General features: G+C 73.3%; 16 protein-coding genes. 5 read left to right on the top strand and 11 right to left on the bottom strand.

Annotated features, from left to right (window positions below):
• Window positions 1-70: 70 nt before the first annotated feature.
• The gene (locus OG462_RS06030; RefSeq protein ID WP_406055161.1) at window positions 71-1,540 is read right to left on the bottom strand and encodes a PLP-dependent aminotransferase family protein; all 1,470 of its coding nucleotides are present in this window, start codon (window positions 1,538-1,540) and stop codon (window positions 71-73) included.
• A 100-nt stretch (window positions 1,541-1,640) separates the two neighbouring features.
• Here OG462_RS06030 and OG462_RS06025 point away from each other — a divergent pair, with 100 nt between their 5' ends.
• On the top strand, window positions 1,641-1,853 hold the full coding sequence (locus OG462_RS06025; protein WP_406055159.1) for a hypothetical protein: 213 nt from the start codon (window positions 1,641-1,643) through the stop codon (window positions 1,851-1,853).
• Here OG462_RS06025 and OG462_RS06020 read toward each other — a convergent pair.
• Window positions 1,843-3,174 (bottom strand): DUF6777 domain-containing protein, encoded by a 1,332-nt coding sequence (locus OG462_RS06020; protein ID WP_406055157.1) that lies wholly within the window; start codon window positions 3,172-3,174, stop codon window positions 1,843-1,845. The two genes, OG462_RS06025 and OG462_RS06020, sit on opposite strands and share 11 nt — an antisense overlap.
• Window positions 3,175-3,397: 223 nt before the next feature.
• On the opposite strand from OG462_RS06020, the gene OG462_RS06015 reads away from it, so the two are divergent.
• Entirely contained in the window at window positions 3,398-4,768 is a 1,371-nt protein-coding gene (locus tag OG462_RS06015) for a streptophobe family protein (RefSeq protein WP_406055155.1), read from the top strand.
• Here OG462_RS06015 and OG462_RS06010 read toward each other — a convergent pair.
• From OG462_RS06010 to OG462_RS05995, 4 genes are all read right to left on the bottom strand, one after another.
• A complete protein-coding gene (locus tag OG462_RS06010) occupies window positions 4,752-4,910 on the bottom strand; it encodes a hypothetical protein (RefSeq protein WP_406055153.1) in 159 nt (52 codons plus the stop codon). The two genes, OG462_RS06015 and OG462_RS06010, sit on opposite strands and share 17 nt — an antisense overlap.
• 155 nt (window positions 4,911-5,065) lie before the next feature.
• Window positions 5,066-6,049 carry a serine/threonine-protein kinase gene (locus OG462_RS06005; protein ID WP_406055151.1) on the bottom strand — a complete coding sequence of 328 codons (984 nt, stop codon included), beginning with the start codon at window positions 6,047-6,049 and terminating at the stop codon, window positions 5,066-5,068.
• Window positions 6,049-6,966: a hypothetical protein gene (locus OG462_RS06000; protein ID WP_406055149.1), complete on the bottom strand. Its 918-nt coding sequence runs from the start codon at window positions 6,964-6,966 to the stop codon at window positions 6,049-6,051. The genes OG462_RS06005 and OG462_RS06000 overlap by 1 nt, the downstream gene beginning before the upstream one ends.
• 3 nt (window positions 6,967-6,969) lie before the next feature.
• Window positions 6,970-9,591, bottom strand: a complete 2,622-nt coding sequence (locus tag OG462_RS05995; protein WP_406055147.1) for an FHA domain-containing protein — start codon at window positions 9,589-9,591, stop codon at window positions 6,970-6,972.
• A gap of 101 nt (window positions 9,592-9,692) precedes the next feature.
• Here OG462_RS05995 and OG462_RS05990 point away from each other — a divergent pair, with 101 nt between their 5' ends.
• A complete protein-coding gene (locus tag OG462_RS05990; protein WP_406055145.1) occupies window positions 9,693-10,412 on the top strand; it encodes a TetR/AcrR family transcriptional regulator in 720 nt (239 codons plus the stop codon).
• On the opposite strand, the gene OG462_RS05985 is transcribed toward OG462_RS05990, so the two are convergent.
• Window positions 10,381-11,187 (bottom strand): class II aldolase/adducin family protein, encoded by an 807-nt coding sequence (locus OG462_RS05985; RefSeq protein ID WP_406055143.1) that lies wholly within the window; start codon window positions 11,185-11,187, stop codon window positions 10,381-10,383. The genes OG462_RS05990 and OG462_RS05985 overlap by 32 nt on opposite strands.
• 132 nt (window positions 11,188-11,319) lie before the next feature.
• Window positions 11,320-12,153 (bottom strand): DUF3626 domain-containing protein, encoded by an 834-nt coding sequence (locus OG462_RS05980; RefSeq protein ID WP_406055141.1) that lies wholly within the window; start codon window positions 12,151-12,153, stop codon window positions 11,320-11,322.
• A gap of 239 nt (window positions 12,154-12,392) precedes the next feature.
• On the opposite strand from OG462_RS05980, the gene OG462_RS05975 reads away from it, so the two are divergent.
• On the top strand, window positions 12,393-13,790 hold the full coding sequence (locus tag OG462_RS05975; RefSeq protein ID WP_406055139.1) for an NADP-dependent succinic semialdehyde dehydrogenase: 1,398 nt from the start codon (window positions 12,393-12,395) through the stop codon (window positions 13,788-13,790).
• A gap of 27 nt (window positions 13,791-13,817) precedes the next feature.
• On the opposite strand, the gene OG462_RS05970 is transcribed toward OG462_RS05975, so the two are convergent.
• Together OG462_RS05970 and OG462_RS05965 are read right to left on the bottom strand one after the other, a co-directional pair.
• Window positions 13,818-14,843: a PHP domain-containing protein gene (locus tag OG462_RS05970; protein ID WP_406055137.1), complete on the bottom strand. Its 1,026-nt coding sequence runs from the start codon at window positions 14,841-14,843 to the stop codon at window positions 13,818-13,820.
• Window positions 14,844-14,854: 11 nt separating this feature from the next.
• Window positions 14,855-16,936: a SpoIIE family protein phosphatase gene (locus OG462_RS05965; RefSeq protein WP_406055135.1), complete on the bottom strand. Its 2,082-nt coding sequence runs from the start codon at window positions 16,934-16,936 to the stop codon at window positions 14,855-14,857.
• A gap of 153 nt (window positions 16,937-17,089) precedes the next feature.
• Here OG462_RS05965 and OG462_RS05960 point away from each other — a divergent pair, with 153 nt between their 5' ends.
• Window positions 17,090-20,518 (top strand): AfsR/SARP family transcriptional regulator, encoded by a 3,429-nt coding sequence (locus OG462_RS05960; protein WP_406055133.1) that lies wholly within the window; start codon window positions 17,090-17,092, stop codon window positions 20,516-20,518.
• A 25-nt stretch (window positions 20,519-20,543) separates the two neighbouring features.
• On the opposite strand, the gene OG462_RS05955 is transcribed toward OG462_RS05960, so the two are convergent.
• Entirely contained in the window at window positions 20,544-20,807 is a 264-nt protein-coding gene (locus OG462_RS05955; RefSeq protein ID WP_406055131.1) for a hypothetical protein, read from the bottom strand.
• Window positions 20,808-20,855: the final 48 nt, after the last annotated feature.

Raw genomic sequence — 20,855 nt, 5'->3', positions numbered from 1 at the left:
ACCCTGCTGAGCGGGCATCCGAATATGTGCGGAGCAGGCGGCGCGCGGCCCGGTTCTCAGGCCGCCCGTCTCAGGCCACCCAGTCCGGAAGCGCCGGGTCGGCGAAGCGCCCCGGCGCCCCGTCGAGCGCCGCCGCGAGCCGTTCCGCCGCCGGTTCGTAGACGTCCTCGGGCAGCGTGTACGGGAGGCGCAGCCGGTGCTCGTGCGTGCCGGGGTCCACGCCGAACCGGGCGCCGCCCTCCACCCGTACCCCGTGCCGCAGAGCACGGGCCGCGAGGGCCGAGGCGGCGGGGCGGCCCAGGTCGATCCACAGGCACATCCCGCCGGGCGGCACCGTCCACCGCCATTCGGGCACATGGCGGGCCAGGGCCGAGGTCAGCGCGTCCCGGCGCAGCCGCAGCTCCGCCAGCCGCTTCGGCAGGATCACGTCGAGCCGGTCCATGAGGGCGACGGCCACCAGCTGGTCCAGGACGGAACCGGACAGGTCGGCGGTGATCCGTACCCGGGCCAGCTCGGTCACGACCCGGGACGCGGCCCGCACCCAGCCGACCCGGAGACCGCCCCAGCAGCTCTTGCTCAGCGAGCCGACGGAGACGATCTGCTCGCTGTCACCCCCGGACGCTGCCGCCGCGAACGGCAGCGGCGCGGGCACGTCGAGCGCGATGTCCGTCAGCGTTTCGTCCACCACCAGCCAGGTCCCGGTGGCGCGCGCGGCCCGCGCCAGGTCCCGGCGCTGCTCGTGCGGCATCAGGTGCCCGGTCGGATTGTGGAAGTCGGGGATCAGATAGGCCAGGCGCGGCGCGGCCTGCCGGAGTGCCGCGTCGACGAGCCCGGTGTCCCAGCCGGTCTCGGTGACCGGCACCGGGGTGATGCGGAGCATGCGGCCCCGCATCGCATCGAGGGCGTTGGTGTACGAGGGGTTCTCGGCGAGCACCCGGTCGCCGGCCCGGCCGAGCAGCGTGAGCACCAGCGAAAGCGCCTGCTGCGCACCCGTGGTGACGAGGATCTGCTCCGGGCGGGTCGGCAGGCCGCGCGCCGTGTAGCGCGCGGCGACGGCGGCGCGCAGCGCGGGCAGTCCGTACGGGTGGTAGCCCTGCGAGCCGGTGTACCGGGGGAGCTCGGCGGCGGCCGCCGCGAGCGCGGCGGAGAGTTCCTCGGCCGGCGCCTCGGGCGAGGCCAGGGCGAGGTCGACGGTCGCCCCGGCGTTGTCGTGGAAGGCCCCGAGCGCGGTCGGGGCCTGGCCCTCCGGGAGCGCCGTCCAGGTGCCCGCGCCACGTCGGCTGTGCGCGTACCCGCTCTCCCGGAGCAGGTCGTACGCCCCCGTGACCGTCGTCCGGCTCACGGCGAGCACCGTGGCGAGCTCCCGCTCGGCCGGCAGCCGCAGCCGCAGGGCCACCCGCCCGTCGAGCAGGGCCTCCCGTACGGCCCGCGCGAGCTCCCGGTAGCCGAACCGGCCCTCGGGAGGCGGGGTGAGGAGCGACGCCAGCTGACGGCCCGTGAGGGTCCGGTCCGCTGTATGGACCACGCGTGCCACCGCCATGCCAATCACTCCTTATTGGCTCTGCTCTCCAGGCCAATAAGGTTACAGACTCCCTTTCAGTGGCCTGGTGGCCACCTTCACCAGGGAAGGGAGACGACTGATGTCCGGACACTTCACCGACCGTGACGAGCGGATGTGGCAGCAGCGTGCGGAGGAGCGGGCGGCCCGCCCCGTGCCGATCGGAGCCTGGCTGCGGGCGCTGCGGTCCTTCTTCCAGCGCGCCGACCACCAGGACCTCATGCGCGAGCACGGCGTGCAGATCCATTCCTGGGGCGGCGCGGGAAGCCCGAAGGACGCTCAGATCACGGGCTGACGGCCCCCGAACTCTCCGTGACCGGCGCGGACTCGGGACCCGACGACTCGGTCGACGGCGACGTGTCGTCCGACGGAGAGGTGTCCGGCGGGGACGTGTCGGTGGACGGGGACGTGTCCGAGGGCGATGTCGGCGGCGAGGACGTCGGCGCCGAGGGGGAGAGGGTCGAGGGGCACGGTGACGGCGTCACCCCACCGCTCGGCGTCGGGGTCTCCGTGCCCGTCACCGTCACGCACGGCACCGGCGACGACGGGGAGACGGACGGGGACGTGGAGGTCGACGGAGACGTCGACGGGGACTTGGTGGGCGGCGGGGGAGGCGGCGGGGTCGGCTTGTCGTGACGGCCGTGGTCGCCGTGCTGCCGCGCGAACCAGCTGTCGTCCTTGGGGTCGTACACCACGAAGACGTTCACGACCGTCACCGAGGGCGCCACCACGACCACCTGGTCGGAGCTGTAGCCCTGCCATGCCGTGCCCGACGTCCGCGGCGACTTCTGCGCCACGGGATCGGTCAGTGGGTTGCCGCAGGCGCAGCGCACCCGGGGCACCCCGCGACCGTCGACCAGGACCGCGGTGCCGGACTGGAGCACCGCCTGGTACGTGGTGGCGGAGCCGTCCCGGAAGCCGTGGTTCGTCACCCGGGTGTCGGCACGGAGCTGAAGCGGGGTCAGGGAGCGGAGATAGCCCGGCACCTCGTTCGCGGAGATGCCCAGGACAGAGGCGAAGGCTGTGTTCTTCGCAGGCTCGCCGGAGAGGAAGCGGACCTGCTGTTCCACGTTGCAACTGGCCACGGACTGCGTTCCGCCGTAGAGGCCGGGCGTCGAGCCCGACACCTCGGGCGTGGCCGAGGCGGTACGGGGAGGCAGCGAGGCCGGAGACGCGGAAGCGGTGTCGGCGCGGGCCGTCGACTTGGTGAACGGGTCGGGGCCGGACGCGGCCGCGTTCTGGAGGAACACCTCGCCGCCACCGGAACCCGCCGTGTCGTTCCCGCCGTCGGGGCGGTTGGTGAGCACGACGGCCAGGGCGGCGGCCGCGACCAGCACGGCGGTGACCGCGGCGACCTTGGGGACGGAACGCCACCAGGGGCCCTTGTCGGGGCCCCGGTTTCCGGGAGCGCCCGAGTCGCCGCCCCCGGCCCCGCCGCCCCCGGAGCCGCCCGACGAACCGCCACCGCCCGAGCCGCCCCCCGAACCGTCGTGGGGCGGTCCGGGGGGTGGTGGGGGACCGGCGCTCCCGGGGCGTGTGCTCGGGCCCGAGAGGGGGCCGGAGGGGGGACCTGCGGGAGGAACCGACGGAGGGCCGGACGGCGGGTGGGAAGTCACGTTTTTCCCTTTCTTCCGTTCCGGGCCCATTGTGTGCGCCGAACGGTGCGTGCCCGCAAGCGGAGAACCCCGCATGGCAGCACTCGTACACGAGGGGGCCCGTGCGCCACCGGCCGATCGCGCGCGTGCACGAGCGGTCCCGTCCGCAAGCGGCCGAGAGGGCGCCTACCCGATTGGTCCCGTCCGCAAGCAGCCGACCGGCACCGGTACTAGCGTGGGCAGGGTGAGCAGTCGGCTCCCCACCTCCACGCGGCCCTCCGCGACCTCCACCGGGCTCCTCGCCCGCGTCGGCCTCCAAGCCCTGGCCGCGGTGGTCGCCGGTTACGTCGCGATGGGCGTCACCGCGGGCCTCGGCCTCTGGGCCGCCGGCGCGGGCGACCTGCCCGGCGGCTTCACCGCCGTCCTCGCCGCCGTCGTCGTCATGGCCGCGGGCGGCAAGATCGAACTCTCCGGAGACGCCGGAGCCCTCGCCGGAACCCAGGCCGAACTGACCGCCATGCCCCTGACCGTCACCCTGGTGGGCGCACTCGTCACCGGTTACTGCTTCCTGCGCCCGCTGCGGCACCACGCCGTGACCAGCGCCCGCGAACTCCTGCTGCGCGCCGTGACCACGGTCGTCCTCTGGCTGGCGGCGCTCGCGGGCATCTCCGCCGTCGCCCGGCACGACTTCCCCATCACCATCGGCGGCGGGGACGAGCAGGGCTCCCTGATGGACATCTTCGGGGAGCTTCTCGACGCCGTGAACCCCACCGTCGGCTTCCGCACCGACCTCGGACCCACCCTCTTCTACGGGCTCCTGTGGATCCTCGGCGTGCTCGTCGTCGCCCTCCTCGTCTCCCGCAGGACCCCGCTGCCGCCCCGCCTCGTCCGCTACCACGAACCCGTACGGCCCGCGGCGTACGCGATGCTCCTCCTGCTCCTCGCGTACGTGGCCGTGGGCCTGGTCATCGGCGTGATCGTCGCGGCGACCAAGGGCCACGCCGCCGAAACCCTCGCCGTTCTCCTGCTCGGCCTGCCCAACGTCGCCTGGCTCGCCCTCGGCGTGGGCATCGGCGGCTCCTGGGAGGGCAGGGTGGACGGCCCCTTCGGGCTGCCCATGCCGCAGGTCCTCGACGCCGTCCTGCGTCAGGGCGGCGGCACGGGCGACAGCACGGACCTCTCGACCATCGACCTGAACTCGCTCGCCGCACAGGACGGCCGGGCCTGGTGGCTGCTGCCCGTGGCAGCCGTTCTGGTCCTCGCCGCGGCCTTCGTGGCGGCGGTCCGCTCCCCGGCCAGGATCAGGCTCTGGCAGCACGCCCTCCACCTGGGGATCGCGTTCGCCCTGACGATGCTGGTCGTGGCCCCCCTGACCCTGGTGGAGGCCCGCCTGGGCCTCTCGGTCCTCGGCATCGGCGACCTGGACTCCCTGGGCGGCGAAGTGATCCTGCGCCCCAACATCTGGAAGACGGTCGGCTTCGCCCTCCTCTGGGGCTTGCTCTTCGGCTTCCTGGGCGGCCTCCTCGCCACCAGGGTCCACCGCAGGGGCGAGACGGAGAAGCCGCCGCCAGCGTCGCCGTCACAGGGGTCCGACCCGGTCAGAAAAGATTCCTGACGAAGTCGAAGAACCAGTTCATGGCGACCACGACGAGGATCCCGAGTCCGATGAGGATCACGTAGAACCAGGAACAGCCGCCGCCCTCGGCGCCCACGTGGTGCTCGTCCCGTCCGCCCAGCTCTCCGTCGAACAGATCCATGCTCTCCCCCTGTTTCCGAACCCTGTTCCCGAACCCCGGTCCGAACTCTGTTCCCGAACCCCATCGGTGGGCTCCGAGCCCCATCGGCGCGTTCGCGCCGCCCCCGGACCCCCGGTCCATAAGGACGTACTTTCGCCCGCGCGGGTTCCGGCCCCCTACAGGTCGCGGAACACCGGTCTCGCCCACGAGGGCGGGTCCCGCGGCGGGCCGAGCGGCTCAGGACCCCGCGTCACCACCGGCCCGTCGCCACCCGCCGTCAGGGCCGCGCGCAGCTCGGCCACGAACTCCAGGCACGTCCCGTACCGCTCCTCGGGCGTCTTCGCCAGCGCCTTGGCGAAGACCGCGTCCGCCGCCTCCGGCAGACCCGGCCGCACCTCGGAGAGCGGCGGCGGCGGATCGTACTGCTGCGCCCACAGCACCGCCCAGTCCGTGTCACGGCGGAACGGCGGCGCCCCCACCAGCATCTCGAACACCACACACGCGAGGCTGTACACATCGCACCGGCCGTCCACCGGCTTCCCCGAGATCTGCTCGGGCGCCACATAGTCCAGCGTGCCCACGAACTCGCCCACCGTGGTGAACCCCGTCAGCGACAACGACTTCTTCGTCAGGCCGAAGTCCGTGAGGTACACGTGCTCCGGATGGTCCCGGTCCGTACCCTCCGCGACCAGGATGTTGCCGGGCTTCACATCCCGGTGCACCAGGTCGTGCGCGTGCGCCGCGTCCAGGGCCGACGCCACCTGTACGGCGATCCGCCCCGCCTTCACGGGCGGCAGCGGCCCCTCGCGGTCGAGCAGGGCCACCAGGTCCTGCCCCGCCACGTACCGCATGGCGATGTACAGCACGCCCTCCGTCTCGCCCGCCTCGAAGACCGGCACGATGTGCGGGTGGTCGATCGATGCGGCGACCCGCGACTCGTGCGCGAAGCGCTTGCGGAAGGTGTCGTTACGGGCCAGCTCGGGGGCGAGCAGCTTCAGCGCGACCGTCCGGTCCAGCCGCAGATCCCGTGCCCGGTACACGACCGCCATGCCGCCGCGCCCGATCTCGCCCTCCACCCGATAGCCCGCGATCTCCTTGCCGAGGAGTCCGGAGGGACGGCCCGCCGGCAGCTCCGGTTCATCGCGCGGCCCGCCGGCCATCAGTCCTCACCGGCCGTCCCGGCCGGCGGCCGCTCCACGACCTGCGTCGGCGGCGGCCCGGCGGCCGCAGCGGGGTCCACCTGCGGCACCACCTCGGTGGGCGGGGGTCCGGCGGCGGGTTCCACCTGCGGTACGACCTGAGTGGGCGGGGGTCCGGCGGCGGGTTCCACCTGCGGTACGACCTGAGTGGGCGGGGGTCCGGCGGCGGGTTCCACCTGCGGTACGACCTGAGTGGGCGGGGGTCCGGCGGCGGGTTCCACCTGCGGTACCACCTGTGTGGGGGGAGGCTCGGCGGCCGGTGGCGGACCGCCCTGCAGCACCACCTGGGTGGGCTCGTGCACCGGGGGAGGGGCGGCATCCCCTTCGTCGGCCGGCTCCTCCGGCTTCGCCGCCTCAGCGGGGGGAGCGGAGACCGAGGGAGCAGCCGACGCCGCGTACGTACTCAGCCCCACCCCGTCGCAGTACACCCACCGTTCGTGCTCCGCGTCGTACAGCCAGACCGACTCGCCGTCCACGACCATGCCCACCCGCAGCCCACGTGTCCGCAGCCGGAAGTTCTCGCCGTCCAGACGACCCGCTCCCAGCGCCTCGGCGGCCCGCCGGTAGCGGCCGAGCGCGTCCTCGGCGCGGGCGATCAGCGGGCGCGGGTCGGCGGTCCTCGTGAGTCCCCGACCCGCCGCCGGCGGGTCGTCCGGGACGGTGACGAGGAGCCGCGCGTCGACCCACGCCGTCCAGCCGTTGGAGCACAGGATCCGCCCCCAGTCACCGGCCCGCTCCTCCAGACGCACCGGCAGGAACGCGTCGAGCGGAGTCGTGGGCAGCCCCGGATCCGGCGCCTCCCAGGTGTCGAGACCGGCACGCGGTACGACATGGGTGGGCCGGAAGTCCGGCACGTACTCGGGTACGGGGACGCTCACGGCCTACCTCCGCATGACGACCGGCTCGTGGCGGCGCAGCAGCCGCGCCACGACCAGGCCGAGGACGATACAGAGCACGACCATCATGCCCATGTCGAACAACCAGGCCGTCGCCGTGTGCTCCATCAGCGGATCCGTCGTCTTGTCGCTCGGCGCGACCTTCCCGATGTCGATCGTCGCGCCCATCGCCGCGAACGCCCACCGGGAGGGAATCAGCCACGCCAGCTGCTCCAGTACCGGCGTCCCCCGCACGGTCAGGAGCGCCCCGCAGAACACCACCTGCACGATGGCGAGGAGGACGAGCAACGGCATCGTCACCTCCTCCTTGCGGACGAGGGCGGAGACGAGCAGGCCGAGCATCATCGCCGTGAAGGAGAGAAGTGCGACGGCGAGGGTGATCTCGACGAGCGGGGGCATCAGGACGCCCTTGCCGTCGGGCACGTTGAGCGGCACGCCGATCAGGGCCACCAGGGTGAGGACGACCGCCTGGACGACCGTGATCACACCGAGGACGACCATCTTGGAGGCGAGATACGCGGACCGGGAGAGACCGACGGCTCTCTCACGCCGGTAGATCGTGCGCTCCTTGACCAGTTCGCGGACCGCGTTCGCCGCGCCCGTGAGGACTCCGCCCACACAGAGGATGAGCAGGACGTTCAACGTCGACTCGGGGTTGAGGCTGCCCTCGGACAGGGCCCGGGCCATCGCGCCCATCACGAACGGCAACGCGATCATGATGGCGAGGAACGTGCGGTCGGCGGCGAGCGCGGCCGTGTACCGGCGGACGAGCGTCCGCAGCTGGGAGCCCCAGCTCTGCGCCTTCGGCGGCGGGGCGGGCTCCCGTGCGGCGGAGGTCACCCCGCCGACGGGCACGGGGACGTTCGGTCGGGCCGTCGCGTCCGTGATGTAGCGGCGCTGGAAGCGGGACGACCGGTACTGGCCGGCCCAGTCGCGGTCCCGGTCGTTCTCGAAGGCCTCGAAGGCCTCCGGCCACTGATCGAAACCGAAGAAGTCGAGGGAGTCCCCGGGCGGCCCGTAGTAGGCGACGCGGCCGCCCGGCGCCAGCACGAGCAGCCGGTCGCACACATCCAGACTGAGCACGCTGTGCGTGACGACGACGACCGTCCGGCCGTCGTCCGCGAGCCCGCGCAGCATGTGCATCACGGACCGGTCCATGCCGGGGTCGAGGCCGGACGTCGGCTCGTCGAGGAAGAGCAGCGACGGCTTGGTGAGCAGCTCCAGGGCGACGCTCACCCGCTTGCGCTGCCCGCCGGAGAGACTGTGGATCGGCTGCTCGGCGCGCTCCACGAGCCCCAGCTCCCGAATCACCTCGTCCACCCGGGCCCGGCGCTCGGCCGGCACGGTGTCCTCGGGGAAGCGCAGCTCGGCGGCGTAACCGAGGGCACGGCGCACGGTGAGCTGGAGGTGCAGGATGTCGTCCTGCGGGACGAGCCCGATGCGCTGCCGCAGCTCGGCGTAGTCCCGGTACAGGTCACGGCCGTCGTAGAGCACCGTGCCCCGGTCGGCGGGGCGCTGCCCGGTCAGGGCGCCGAGGAGCGTCGACTTCCCGGCGCCGGACGGCCCCACGACCCCGAGCAGGCACTTCTGGCCCACGGGGAACGACACCTCGTCGAGGAGCGTCTTGCGACCGTGGTCGACGGTGACGGCGAGCGACTGGACGTCGAGGGAGACCTCACCGGTGTCGGTGAACTCGACGAGCTGCCCGCCGATCAGACAGAACGCGCAGTGGCCGACACCGACGATGTCGTCCGGCGTCACCCGGGCGTCGACGACGGGAGCGCCGTTGAGGAAGGTGCCGTTGTGACTGCCGAGGTCATGGATCCAGTACGTGCCGTCGGGCTGGGCGCGCAGCTCGGCATGGCGCCGGGAGACGATGAGATCGGAGACGACCACGTCGTTGTCGGGGGCACGGCCGATCCGGATGCTGTGGGTGGGCAGCGGCCGCACGGACGTCGGCTGCCGGAAGGTGCCGGTGGCGGCGGGGTACGAGACGGAGGGCGGCCGGGGTGGCGCGTCGTGCGGGGGTACGGGGTCGGGGACAGGGGCCACGGGGGTGGGTGCCGCCGGCGCGGGCTTCACCGGGGTGGGTGTCACCGGTGGGAGTGTCACCGGTGCGGGCATGGGCTCCGGCTGAGCTTCCGGTGCCGGTGCCGGTGCCGGTGTGTGTTCCGGCGCGGGTGCCGGTGCGTGTTCCGGCGCGGGTTTCGAAGCGGGTCGAGGCTGGAGTTCCTGCTGGGGCGCCAGGGACTCGGCCTCGGGCTCCGCCGGACCGGCCTGGATCGCCCCCGACGACAGCACCGCGCGCGGTCCGTCCGACGGATGCCCGAACCGTACGACCGTCCCGGCGCCCACCCGCCGCCGCCCGGCCACCCGCAGACCGTCCGTGAAGGTGCCGTTCGTACTGCCCTCGTCCGCCAGCGTCCAGTGGCCGGCGGCGGCGCTGAGCACCGCGTGATGCCAGGACGCACGCGCGTCCGCGAGCACGACGTCGCTGGTGGGGTCGCGCCCGATGCGATAGACGCGGCTCGGGTTCATGCGAGTCGCGTCCCCGTCGATCTCGAGGACCAGGTCAGGCGCCGCGGGCGCGACGGGCCGCTCTCCCATGCGTGAATTTTATCCGCCGGTGCTCATCCGTGCCCGGGTGAGGCCGCCGGTAGGGTGGGCGTCCGCCGCAGGACGCGGCCCGGACCAGGGAGGAAGCACCCGTGCCGAAAGGTGTCACCAGGCGGCGGCCCCGTACCCGCGCGGCCCTTCTGAAGGCCGCCCTGGAGACCTTCGCCGAGTACGGATTCCACGCGACGACGATCGAGCAGATCTGCGAGCGAGCCGGATACACGCGGGGTGCGTACTACTCGAACTTCGCCAGCAAGGAAGAGCTCTTCCTCGCCCTGTTCGACGAGCACAGCGACCGGACCGTACGGCGGCTCGCCGAGTCGATCGACGCGCTGACCGCCGAGGAGTACACGCTGACCCGGCTCGCGGAGCTCGCGGCCCGTGTCGAGCCGGACGAGCGGGACTGGTACCTGGTCACCACCGAGTTCACCCTGCATGCCATCCGCGACCCGCAGGCCGCGTGGGTGCTCGCACGCCACGACGCACGGCTGCGGGCCGAGATCGCCCGCGGACTCACCCTCGTCCTGCGCCGGGCGGGGCGCGAACTGACCGTGGACGCCGACCGGTTCGCGCGGCTCCTCATCGCCCTGCGCGAGGGTGGACTCGCGCAGAGCTATGTGGAACCGGCGGAGCTGCCGCCGGGCAGTCTGGAACGGCAGTTCCTCGCCCCGCTCCTGGAGGCGTCGACGCGGGACATCCCCGGCCCCGGCATCGGCCCCGGCTACGACACAGAAGGGGCAGGAGACGCAGGGGACGCAGGGAACTCAGGGGCGGCACAGGTCAGTCGAAGAGGTCCGGGTCCGACGCCGTGATCTGATCCCACAGCGGGCGCGCCTGGAACCAGCCGGCCAGATGACCGCCGATCTGCCCGCGGGTGAGCAGGGCCGTCTCCCGGTCGATGTGCTGCGGCGTGCCCGCCGCCATCGCGAGGAGCTGCGCCTGGCAGGAGCGCTCCATGGTGACGAACCACCACACGGCCTCGGCGACGGAGTGGCCGACCGTGAGCAGGCCGTGGTTCTTGAGGATGACGGCCTTGTGGTCGGCCAGGGCCTTGGCGACCCGCTCGCCCTCCTCGGTCTCGTTGACCACGCCCCGGTAGTCGTCGTAGATCCCGTGGTCCTCGAAGAACGCACAGGCGTCCTGGGTGATCGGGTCGAGCGGGATGCCGAGGCTGGAGAACGCCTTGCCGTGCAGGGAGTGCGAGTGCGCGGCCGCGATGGCGTCGGGGCGGGCGGCGTGGACCCGTGAGTGGATGACGAACGCGGCCCGGTTCACGGGCCTGCGTCCCTCCAGCACGGTCCCCTCGTGGTCCACGAGGATCAGGTCGGAGGCCTTGATCTGACCGAAGCTCATTCCGAAGGGGTTGACCCAGAAGGCGTTCGGGTCGCCGGGGTCGCGGACGGTGATGTGCCCGGCGACCCCCTCGGAGAAGCCGAACCTCCCGAAGATCCGGAAACCGGCGGCGAGTTGTTCCTTGCGGTACCGGCGCTCCTCCTCGACGGAGTCGAAGGTGGGCGGCAGCGGCAGGACGACCCCTTCGGGCAACGGCCCGACGGCGGCGGCGAGCGCGGGCGGCACGGTGCTCATGACGGCTCCTCGGTGAGCGGTGAGGCAGGGGTGGGGCACGGCGCCAAAAGATACAGAGATGTATCCGATACGACAACGGATCGAGGAGCGGACCCACCCGCACATCCACCGGCGCGGCGAGGGGTACGTCGATCAGGCCGCCGGCGCACCGAACCGGGCCAGGTAGTGCCAGACCTTCTTCACGTCCTGCGGGTCGTACCGTCCCGAACCCGCCGCCTCCTGCACGATCCGGGGATCGAGCCACCCGTCGACGGCGATCCGGGCGCCCAGCTCCACGTACTCCTGCCCCCGGAACCCGGGGTGTCGGCGCAGCTCGTCCACGGAGAGGCGGAATCCGCCGTGCCACTCGACGGGGCAGGGCAGGCGCCGGGCTGCCGCCTCCACCTCCGTACCCCGATGACTCGGGTCCAGGACGAGCGCCTCCACATCGCGCGCGATCACCACCGGGCCGTGGATCTGCGCCTCGATGTAGTCGTCGAGCAGGTCCTTGTCGTCGGCCTCGGCGAGCGCGACCAGGCCCATGCGGGACGCGACACCGAAGTCGGTGGGCTGCAGAAAGCTGTCCGGATAGCAGAAGGTCGCGCGCCCCAGGGCGCCGGCCGTCAGCCGCAGATGGGCGGAGCCGAAGCGGGGAGCGGCACCGAAGGGGCGGCGGCGGAAGTCGAGGGCGCCGTAGACCGGGCGTGCGTCCGCCGGGGCCTCGTCGTACGCTCCGCCGAAGATCCTGCTCTCCCAGTGCCAGCGGTCGCCGCCGGGGCGGGCGGTGAGACCGCCGTTACTGGTTCCGGTGACGAACTGGGAGCGGTACACCCCGTCGTCCGCCAGCGCGTGGACGAAGTGCGGGTGGAAGTTCAGGGTGACCCGCAGGGACGGGTCGAGCGGTTCCCCGGTGGAACGGTCGGTCACATGGGCGAGGGCCTGTCGCGCGTGCGCGTGGGCGTGCGCTCGGGTGGGGATCTGCGTCATCGGGGCAGTGTGACGGAGGGACGAGGGGCCCGGCCCGGGGTTTTCGGTGGCTACGGCCGGCGCCGGGCAGACAGCGCTTTCCGCAGCCCGGTGCCTCCGTCCGTCAGGAACCGCCCGCCCGTCGCGTTCTCCCGAGTCTGCCGGTGCTCCCCGGTCACCCCACCGCCCCGCCCCTGTTGCGCCGTGCCCCGCTTCGCGGAAGCGTGCAGATGGGGGCCGATGTCAGGAGGAGGCACGTCATGGGCATCGCCACCGTGAACCCCGCGACCGGCGAGACGCTGCGCGTCTACGAGGCGCACGGGCCCGAGGAGGTCGAGCGGCGGATCGCCGCCGCTCACGAGGCCTACCGCCAGTACCGGACCACTTCCTTCGCCGAGCGCGCCCGCCTCCTGCGTGCCGCCGCCACCCTCCTCGACGAGGACACCGAGGACATCGCGCACACCATGACCCTGGAGATGGGCAAGCCGATCGCCGCCGCCCGCGCGGAGGCCGGCAAGTGCGCCAAGGCGATGCGCTGGTACGCCCGTAACGCCGAGGAACTGCTCGCCGACGAGCACCCGGCGGAGAGCGACGTCCAGGACTCCGGCGCCGACGTGGCTCGGGTCCACTACCGGCCCCTCGGGCCGATCCTCGCCGTCATGCCGTGGAACTTCCCGCTCTGGCAGGTGATCCGTTTCGCCGCGCCCGCGCTCATGGCCGGCAACACCGGTCTCCTCAAGCACGCCTCCAACGTGCCGAGGACCGCGCTCTACCTCGGCGACCTCTTCCGCCGCGCCGGATTCCCCGAGGGCTGCTTCCAGGCCCTCCTCATCGGCTCCGGCGACGTCGAGCGCGTCCTGCGGGACCCCAGGGTCGTCGCCGCCACTCTCACCGGCAGCGAACCCGCGGGCAGGGCCGTCGCCGCCGTCGCGGGCGACGAGGTGAAGAAGACCGTCCTGGAGCTCGGCGGCAGCGACCCCTTCATCGTCATGCCCTCCGCCGACATCGTCGGGGCCGTGAAGACCGCCGTCACCGCACGCGTACAGAACAACGGGCAGTCCTGCATCGCCGCCAAGCGGTTCATCGTCCACCAGGACGTGTACGACGACTTCTCCGAGCGCTTCACGGCCGCCATGAACGCCCTCACCGTCGGCGACCCCCTCGACGAGTCCACCGACGTCGGCCCCCTCGCCACCGAACAGGGCAGGACCGACCTGGAGGCGCTCGTCGACGACGCCGTTCGGCGGGGTGCCACCGCCCTGTGCGGCGGCGGGCGCCCCGACGACCCGCAGCTCCGGAACGGCTGGTACTACCGGCCCACCGTCCTCGCCGGCATCACCCCGGAGATGCGGATCCACCAGGAGGAGGCCTTCGGGCCGGTCGCCACGGTCTACCCGGTCCGCGACATCGAGGAGGCCGTGGCCGTCGCCAACGACTCCCCGTTCGGACTCAGCTCCAACGTCTGGACCCGTTCCCCGGAGGACGTCGCCTTCTTCGTCCGCGACCTGGAGGCCGGCGGAGTCTTCGTCAACGGAATGACGGCCTCGCACCCCGCCCTCCCCTTCGGCGGGATCAAGCGCTCCGGTTACGGCCGGGAGCTCTCCGGCCACGGCATCCGCGAGTTCTGCAACGCGACGACGGTCTGGCAGCGCGCCTGACGTCGCTCCGAACCTCATGGGCCCCTCTCAGGGCCGCGTCCACTCCAACAGGCGGTCCGCCGGCCAGGTGTTGATCACTCTCTCCTCCGGCACCCCGCACTCCTCCGCCCGCGCGCAGCCGAGGATCTGCCACTCCAGCTGGCCGGGCGCGTGGGCGTCCGTGTCGACCGCGAAGTACGTGCCCGCCGCCACCGCGAGCCGGAGCAGCCGCCGTGGCGGATCGAGCCGTTCCGGGCGGCTGTTGATCTCGACGGCCGTGCCCGACTCGGCGCACGCGGCGAACACCCGCTCCGCGTCGAACTCCGACTCCGGCCGCAGCCGGCCGCCCGCCACCAGGCGGCCCGTGCAATGTCCGAGCACGTCCATCAGCGGGTTGCGCACGGCCCGTTCGAGCCGGCGGGTCATCGCCTTGGCGTCCATCCGGAGCTTCGAGTGGGCCGAGGCGACCACCAGGTCCAGACGATCGAGCAGCTCGGGCTCCTGGTCGAGCGAACCGTCCTCCAGGATGTCGCACTCGATCCCGGTCAGCAGACGGAACGGCGCCCACTCCTCGTTCAGCCGCGCCACCACGTCCAGTTGCTCCAGAAGTCGCTCGGGCGACAGGCCCCGCGCCACCGTGAGCCGGGGTGAATGGTCGGTGAGCACCGCCCACTCGTGGCCGAGGGCCGCCGCCGCCCGGCCCATGTCCTCGATCGTGGCGCCGCCGTCGGACCAGTCCGAGTGGAGGTGGCAGTCACCGCGCAGGGCCGCCCGCAACGCCTCGCCCCCGCTCGCGGGTTCGGCGGTCCGCAGGGACTCCTCCAGTTCCGCCTCAAGGTCCGCCAGATACTCCGGGACCCGCCCGTCGAGCGCCTCGCGGACGACCGCCGCCGTCTTCGGACCGAGCCCCTTCACGGACTCCAGGGTTCCCGCCGCCGCGCGCCGGTCCGCATCGCCCTCCGGCAGGGCCGCGACCGCGGCGGCGGCCGTGCGGAAGGCCCGCGCCCGGTACCCCGGGGCCTGGGCGCGCTCCAGCAGGAACGCGATCCGGTTCAGGGCGGCCACCGGGTCCATGACGTCCCTCCTCAGGCACCGTTCGCGGCGTCGGCCGGCACGGCCGCCGGACCGATCTCGCACCACACCGCCTTGCCCTCGCCACGCGGTTCGACACCCCAACGGGAGGCCAGCGCGTCGAGCAGCAGCAGTCCGCGCCCGGACGTGGCGGCCTCCCCGGGGGTACGCCGCCGGGGCCAGGCGCTGGACCGGTCCTGTACCGAAAGCCGTACCCGCCGCACCGGTTCGGGCAGCACCTCCAGGGTCAGCACCGCACCGCCCTCGGTGTGCAGCAGTACGTTGACGAGCAGCTCTCCCGTCAACAGCTCGGCGTCATCGGCCAGTTCCGGCATGCCCCAGTCGCGCAGCGCCTGCCCCACGGCCGCGCGCGCGTCCGACAGGCCCTGCGGATCGGCCTGGTGGATGTACTGGTGGATGCGGGGCGCCCGGGGCGTGCCCGGGTCCGGGCTGCGCCGCAGCACCAGGAGCGCCACGTCGTCCCCCGAGCCCCACCGCTCCCACAGCCGCTCGGAGAGGTGGTCGGCGAGCGCCTCCGCCTGCGGAGGGCCGCTGCTGATGGCCTCCGAAAGAGCGGTGAGACCGGCATCGATGTCCGCCCCGGGCTGTTCGACGAGTCCGTCCGTGCACAGCACCAGCGTCTCGCCGGGCACGAGGTCGAGCCGCGTCTCGGGGAACTCCTCGTCCCCGAACACGGTCGCGAGCCCGAGCGGCAGCCCGCCCCGCAGCTTGGGCTGCCCGACCCGGCCGTCGGTGTGCCGGATCAGCGGCCCGAGATGCCCGGCCCGTACGGCACGCAGCGTGCCGCTCCCCAGATCCACCTGCGCGTACGTGCAGGTGGCGAAGCGGTTGGTGTCCAGCTCGGCGAGGAACCGCGAGGCGCGGGCCAGTACGGTCGACGGGGCATGGCCCTCACCCGCGTACGCGCGCAGGGCGATCCGCAGCTGCCCCATGATGGCGGCGGCGTGGGTGTCGTGCCCCTGGACGTCGCCCACGACGATCCCGACCCGGCCGCGGGGCAGCGCGATCACGTCGTACCAGTCGCCGCCGACCTGCCGCCCGCTCCACGCCGCGTGGTAGCGCACCGCGATCTCGCCACCGGTGATCTGCGGGATCCGGCGTGGCAGCATCGTCGCCTGGAGCCCGGTCGCGAGCTCCCGCTCCTCGTCGAAGAGGATCGCCCGCTGGAGTGACTGGGCGACGATCGCCGCGAGTCCGAGCGCCAGGTTGCGCTCGTCGGCGTTGAACGAGGTACGGCCCCGGTAGAACAGGGCCATGCCGCCGAGCGCACGCGCCTGCGCCACCAGCGGCAGATAGCAGGCCGCCCGGAAGTCCATTCGCGCCAGGTACGGGACCAGCTCGGGGAAGTCCCGCCCGAGCGACGGGAACGAGGAGACGAACCGGGGCCGCCCGCTCAGCACCGCCTCGGCCAGCGGCAGACCCCGGTCGAGACGCCGGAGCCGGAGATCGTTGAGCACGTCCAGGGATTCGCCGCTGAGCGCGATGATGTTGAGCGAGCCGTTCTCGACCAGTCCGAGCGCCAGCCCGTCGGCGCCGAGCCGGGCGAGCCCGCCGGGGCCGGTCAGGGCGGCCGTCACGTCGTCCACCGTCACCGCACGCGACAGCGCGGCCGTCGTCCGCTCGACGATGTTCGTCTGGACCTCGCGCCGCTTCTCCAGCTCCTGGACGAACGCGAAACGCGTGACCTCGGCGGTCGTGTCCCGCACGACGCCGACGATCCGCCGGGCACGCGCGTCCGGCGAGCGCAGGATCCGCGCCTGCACATGCGTCCAGTGGGGTGGTCCGTCGGCCTGCGGGATGGGGAAGTGCGCCGTGTACGAGACCTCGCCGCTGGTGACCGCCTGCCGTACGACGTCCTCCAGCTTGGCCCGCTCCTCGGGGTCGAGGCGGGCGATCAGCGACACCGGCCGGCCGTCGAAGGCGTCCGGGGCAACCCCGAAGACCAGCAGCCCGGACTTGTCGACATCGATGGTGCCCGTGTCGAGATCCCAGTCGAAGCTGCCGGTCCGGTTCATGGCGAGCCACTCGGCGGGCCCGATCTCGCCATTGCGCGTACGCCGGTCTTCATCGGTCATCCTCCCCATTGTCGAACCCGCGCCCCGGAGACGCCATGGCGACGACACGGTGTGGCGCGAGTTCGCCTCGGCGGGGGCGGGGCCGGATGGGGCGGGGCGGGGCGGGAGAGCTGCCGGGACGGGTGCCCGGGCGCGTCCTGCCGACGCACGTGAATGCCGGTGGGGCCCGGGCTCCCGGCGGGGCAGAATGGGCCGGTGCAGCCGCCCTACCGTGTTCTCGGTCCCTGCCAGGCCTTCCGTACCGACGACGGGACGGAAGCCGTTCTGAGCGGTGCCAGGCTCCGCGCGCTGCTCACCGCGCTCGCGGCGGCCGGCGGGCGCGAGGTGAGCACGCGCGCGCTGATTGACCAGGTGTGGGGCGACGCAGACGGGGTGGGGGACCCGGACCAGAGCCGTACGGCGGCGCTCCAGGCCCTCGTCGGGCGCCTGCGCCGGGCTGTGGGCCGGGAGACCGTCGTCTCCGCGCCCGGTGGCGGCTACCGGCTGGCCGCAGACCCGGACGCCGTCGACCTGTACCGCTTCGAACGGCTCGCCGCCGAGGGCTCCGCCGCCCTGGCCACCGGTGACCCGGCCCGTGCCGCCGGCCTCCTCGACGAGGCTCTCGGGCTCTGGCGCGGGGCTGCCCTCGCCGATCTGCCCGGCCGGGACACCGACCCCCTCGTCGTACGGGTCGAACAGCGGCACACCCAGGCGCGACGCGACCGCCTCGCCGCCGACCTGGCCCTTGGCCGGGCCGCGGAGGTCCTCGCACCGCTCGCCGCCCTCGCGTCCGGCCGGCCGCTCGACGAACCGCTCCATGCCCTGCGGATCCGCGCCCTGCGGGCAGCCGGTCGGCCCTCCGAGGCCCTGGCCGCGTACGAGGAGGCGCGCACGCGCCTCGCGGACCGGCTGGGAACGGACCCGGGACCCGAACTACGCGCCCTGTACGCCGAACTGCTGACGGACGGGACGGCGACGGACGCACCCGATGCACCTGATACACGCGATGCACCTGATGCACCTGATGCACACGCCTCGCCGAAGGCGTCGGCAGGAGTGGCGGGGCGGATGCCGACGGCCGGCCTTCCCGCCCGGCTGACCTCGTTCATCGGCCGGGACGACGAACTGGGCGAGCTCGCCGCCGAGTGGGGCGACCGTCGGCTCGTCACCCTCACAGGGCCGGGCGGCGTCGGCAAGACCCGGCTCGCCCTGGAGGCGGCCGAGAAGTACCAGGACGGCCCGGTCCATCTCGCCGAACTCGCCTCCGTACGGGAGGAGTCCACGGTCGCCGCGGCCGTCCTCAGCGCACTCGGGGCGCGCGAGACCCACCTCTGGCACCGCCCCTCGGTCCCCGGGGCGGACCCGGAGGACCCGTTCGCCGAGCTCGTCGAGCACTGCGCGGGGCGGCGGATGCTGCTGGTCCTCGACAACTGCGAGCACGTGGTCGCCACGGCGGCCCGGCTCGTGCAGACACTCCTCACGCGCTGCCCGGACCTGCGGGTCCTTGCGACGAGCCGGGAGCCGTTGGGGGTGCCGGGGGAGGTGGTGCGGCCGTTGGGGCCGTTGTCGGTGGGGATGGCGTTGCGGTTGTTGGGGGAGCGGGGTGCGGCGGCGCGTCCTGGGTTTGTGGTGGCGGAGGATGCGGGGGCGGCGGAGGAGGTGTGTCGTCGTCTGGACGGGTTGCCGTTGGCGATCGAGTTGGCGGCGGCGCGGTTGCGGTTGTTGTCGGTGCGGCAGATCGCGGATCGGTTGGACGACAGGTTTCGTTTGTTGACGTCGGGGGCGCGGACGGTGTTGCCGCGTCAGCAGACGTTGCGGGCGGTGGTGGACTGGTCGTGGGAGCTGTTGGAGGAGTCGGAGCGGGGGGTGTTGCGGCGGCTGGCGGTGTTCACGGGTGGGGCGGATCTGTCGGCGGCGGAGGCGGTGTGTGCGGGCGACGGTGGAGGGGGCGGGGAGGTGCTCGACGTGCTGGGTGCTCTGGTGGACAAGTCGTTGGTGGTGGCGGGTCCGGGCGGGGACGGTGAGGGCATGCGGTTCCGGCTGCTGGAGACGGTGGCGGAGTACGCGGGGGAGCGGCTCGACGAGTCCGGGGAGCGGGCCTCGGCCGAGCGGTGCCATCTCACGTACTACCGGGAACTCGCCCGCCGCACCGATCCCGAACTGCGCGGCGCCGGACAGGTCGCCGCCACCGCCCGCCTGGAGCGCGAGCACGACAACCTGCGCGGTGCCCTCCGCGCCGCCGTGGCGCTCGGCGAGGAGCAGGAGGTGCTCTGCCTCGTCCACTCCCTCAGCTGGTTCTGGCAACTGCGCCACCACCAGGTCGACGCCAGGACGTGGGCCGTGGAGGCCGGCCGACTCGGCCCCGACCCGTTCCAGGAGCCCGTCCGTCCCGCCGAGCCGCTCGACGGCCGGTGTACGGACGTACCGCCGCCGTGGAGCGGCGAGCGGCTCCGGGAGGCCCGGCGCGGCGGGCGGCTCTACGCGCTCGCGACCCAGGGCGGCCAGGGCGCCACCGCGCTCGAACGCCCCGAGACCCGCGCCCGGCTCGCCGCGCTGGTCTCCGCGTACCGCCCCGGCCTGCCGCAGACCTGCCGTCAGCCGGGGACGATGTGGTACTTCGCCCGCCTCATGACAGGGGAGTTCTCCACCCTCGACGAGACCCTGACGGCGGTCGTCGACGCCTGCCGCGACCACGCCCCCGGCTGGAACCTGGGCTTCGCCCTCCTCATGCGGGCCAAGCTCGTCGTCCACGGCCCCGACGACGCAGCCGAGGCGCTTGCCCTCTTCGAAGCGTCCGGGGACGACTGGGGAATCGCGGAGTCCCTCGCCGCCCGGGGCGAGGCCTACGAGCGGGCGGGGCGGCTCGCCGAGGCCGCCGACGACTTCGAGCGGGCCACGGACGCCGCCGCCCGCGTCGGCGCGCGCTCCCAGGTACCCCTCTTCACGGCGCGTCTGGCGTCGGTACGGCTCCGGCTCCGGCCGGAGGGGGACGCGGCGGCCGAACAGCTGCTTGCCGAGGCCGCCGACGAGGCGGGGGAGTGGGGTGCGGAGGCGGCCGGATCCGCACGTCTGCTGCTCACCCAGCACTACGGCCACACCGGGCGCACCGGCCTCGCCCGCGCGCAGCTCTCCCTCCTGGAGGGGGAGTTCGGCGACGTGACCCCGACGCTCTTCTGGGGCCTCGCCGGGGGGACGTGGGCCTGGCTCGACTGTCTCGACGGCGCGTACGACCGGGCCGTGGGGCGGCTGGCCCGGGCCGTCGCGGACGTGGAGACCCTCGCCCACCTGGTCGCCCCGTACCTGCTCGTCGCCCAGTTCGCGACGGCCGCGTGGGCCCTCGGCGGGCGGCGCGGGCGGGGCGACGCCGAGACCGGAGCGCGGCTCCTCGGCGCTTACGACGCCCACGCCGGCTCCGACCCGGGCGGTGGCTTCCGTCCGTTCACCTCCGAGACGGAGGCACTGATCAGGGCGCGAGCCGAGGAAACCCTCCGCGCGGCGCTCCCCGCGGAGTCGTACACCCGCCCCTACGAGGAGGGGACGGAGCTCGACGTCCGTACGGCCGCGGCGCTGGTCCGCCACCTCGGAGGGACCGCGGCCTCATGATGACCAGGACGTCACCCGGACGCGGTCAGCCGAGCCAGGATCGCCAGCGGGCCACGGGCGGCTCGCAGCGTCCCGAGGCGACCATGTCCTGGTAGGCGCCTTCCTCCAACTCGTCCCAGGTCACCGCCTCACCGTTCTCGGAGAGGGGCTGTCCGTCACCGCCGGTGAACGCGGAGAAGGAGACCTCGCAGTCGGGAGGACGGACGGACTGGGTGGCGTACCACCCGAACGCGGCGAGGGTGACGAGGCAGCAGGCCGGCAGTATGCGGGCGCGATGGCTGGGTTTCACGAGCCGCATCGTAGGTCAGGCGTTCGATCTCCCCGTCGGGCGGCCGGG

Source organism: Streptomyces sp. NBC_01077, assembly GCF_045162855.1.
Classification (GTDB): domain Bacteria; phylum Actinomycetota; class Actinomycetes; order Streptomycetales; family Streptomycetaceae; genus Streptomyces.
Note: the sequence above shows the minus strand (reverse complement) of the source record. Positions and strands in the feature narration are given on the sequence as shown.

Coding starts and splice junctions, on each gene's coding strand:
- OG462_RS06030 (WP_406055161.1), bottom strand. CDS start 1,540: ATGGCGGTGGCACGCGTGGTCCATACAGCGGACCGGACCCTCACGGGC.
- OG462_RS06025 (WP_406055159.1), top strand. CDS start 1,641: ATGTCCGGACACTTCACCGACCGTGACGAGCGGATGTGGCAGCAGCGT.
- OG462_RS06010 (WP_406055153.1), bottom strand. CDS start 4,910: ATGGATCTGTTCGACGGAGAGCTGGGCGGACGGGACGAGCACCACGTG.
- OG462_RS06005 (WP_406055151.1), bottom strand. CDS start 6,049: ATGGCCGGCGGGCCGCGCGATGAACCGGAGCTGCCGGCGGGCCGTCCC.
- OG462_RS05995 (WP_406055147.1), bottom strand. CDS start 9,591: ATGGGAGAGCGGCCCGTCGCGCCCGCGGCGCCTGACCTGGTCCTCGAG.
- OG462_RS05985 (WP_406055143.1), bottom strand. CDS start 11,187: ATGAGCACCGTGCCGCCCGCGCTCGCCGCCGCCGTCGGGCCGTTGCCC.
- OG462_RS05980 (WP_406055141.1), bottom strand. CDS start 12,153: ATGACGCAGATCCCCACCCGAGCGCACGCCCACGCGCACGCGCGACAG.
- OG462_RS05975 (WP_406055139.1), top strand. CDS start 12,393: ATGGGCATCGCCACCGTGAACCCCGCGACCGGCGAGACGCTGCGCGTC.
- OG462_RS05970 (WP_406055137.1), bottom strand. CDS start 14,843: ATGGACCCGGTGGCCGCCCTGAACCGGATCGCGTTCCTGCTGGAGCGC.
- OG462_RS05965 (WP_406055135.1), bottom strand. CDS start 16,936: ATGACCGATGAAGACCGGCGTACGCGCAATGGCGAGATCGGGCCCGCC.
- OG462_RS05960 (WP_406055133.1), top strand. CDS start 17,090: ATGCCGGTGGGGCCCGGGCTCCCGGCGGGGCAGAATGGGCCGGTGCAG.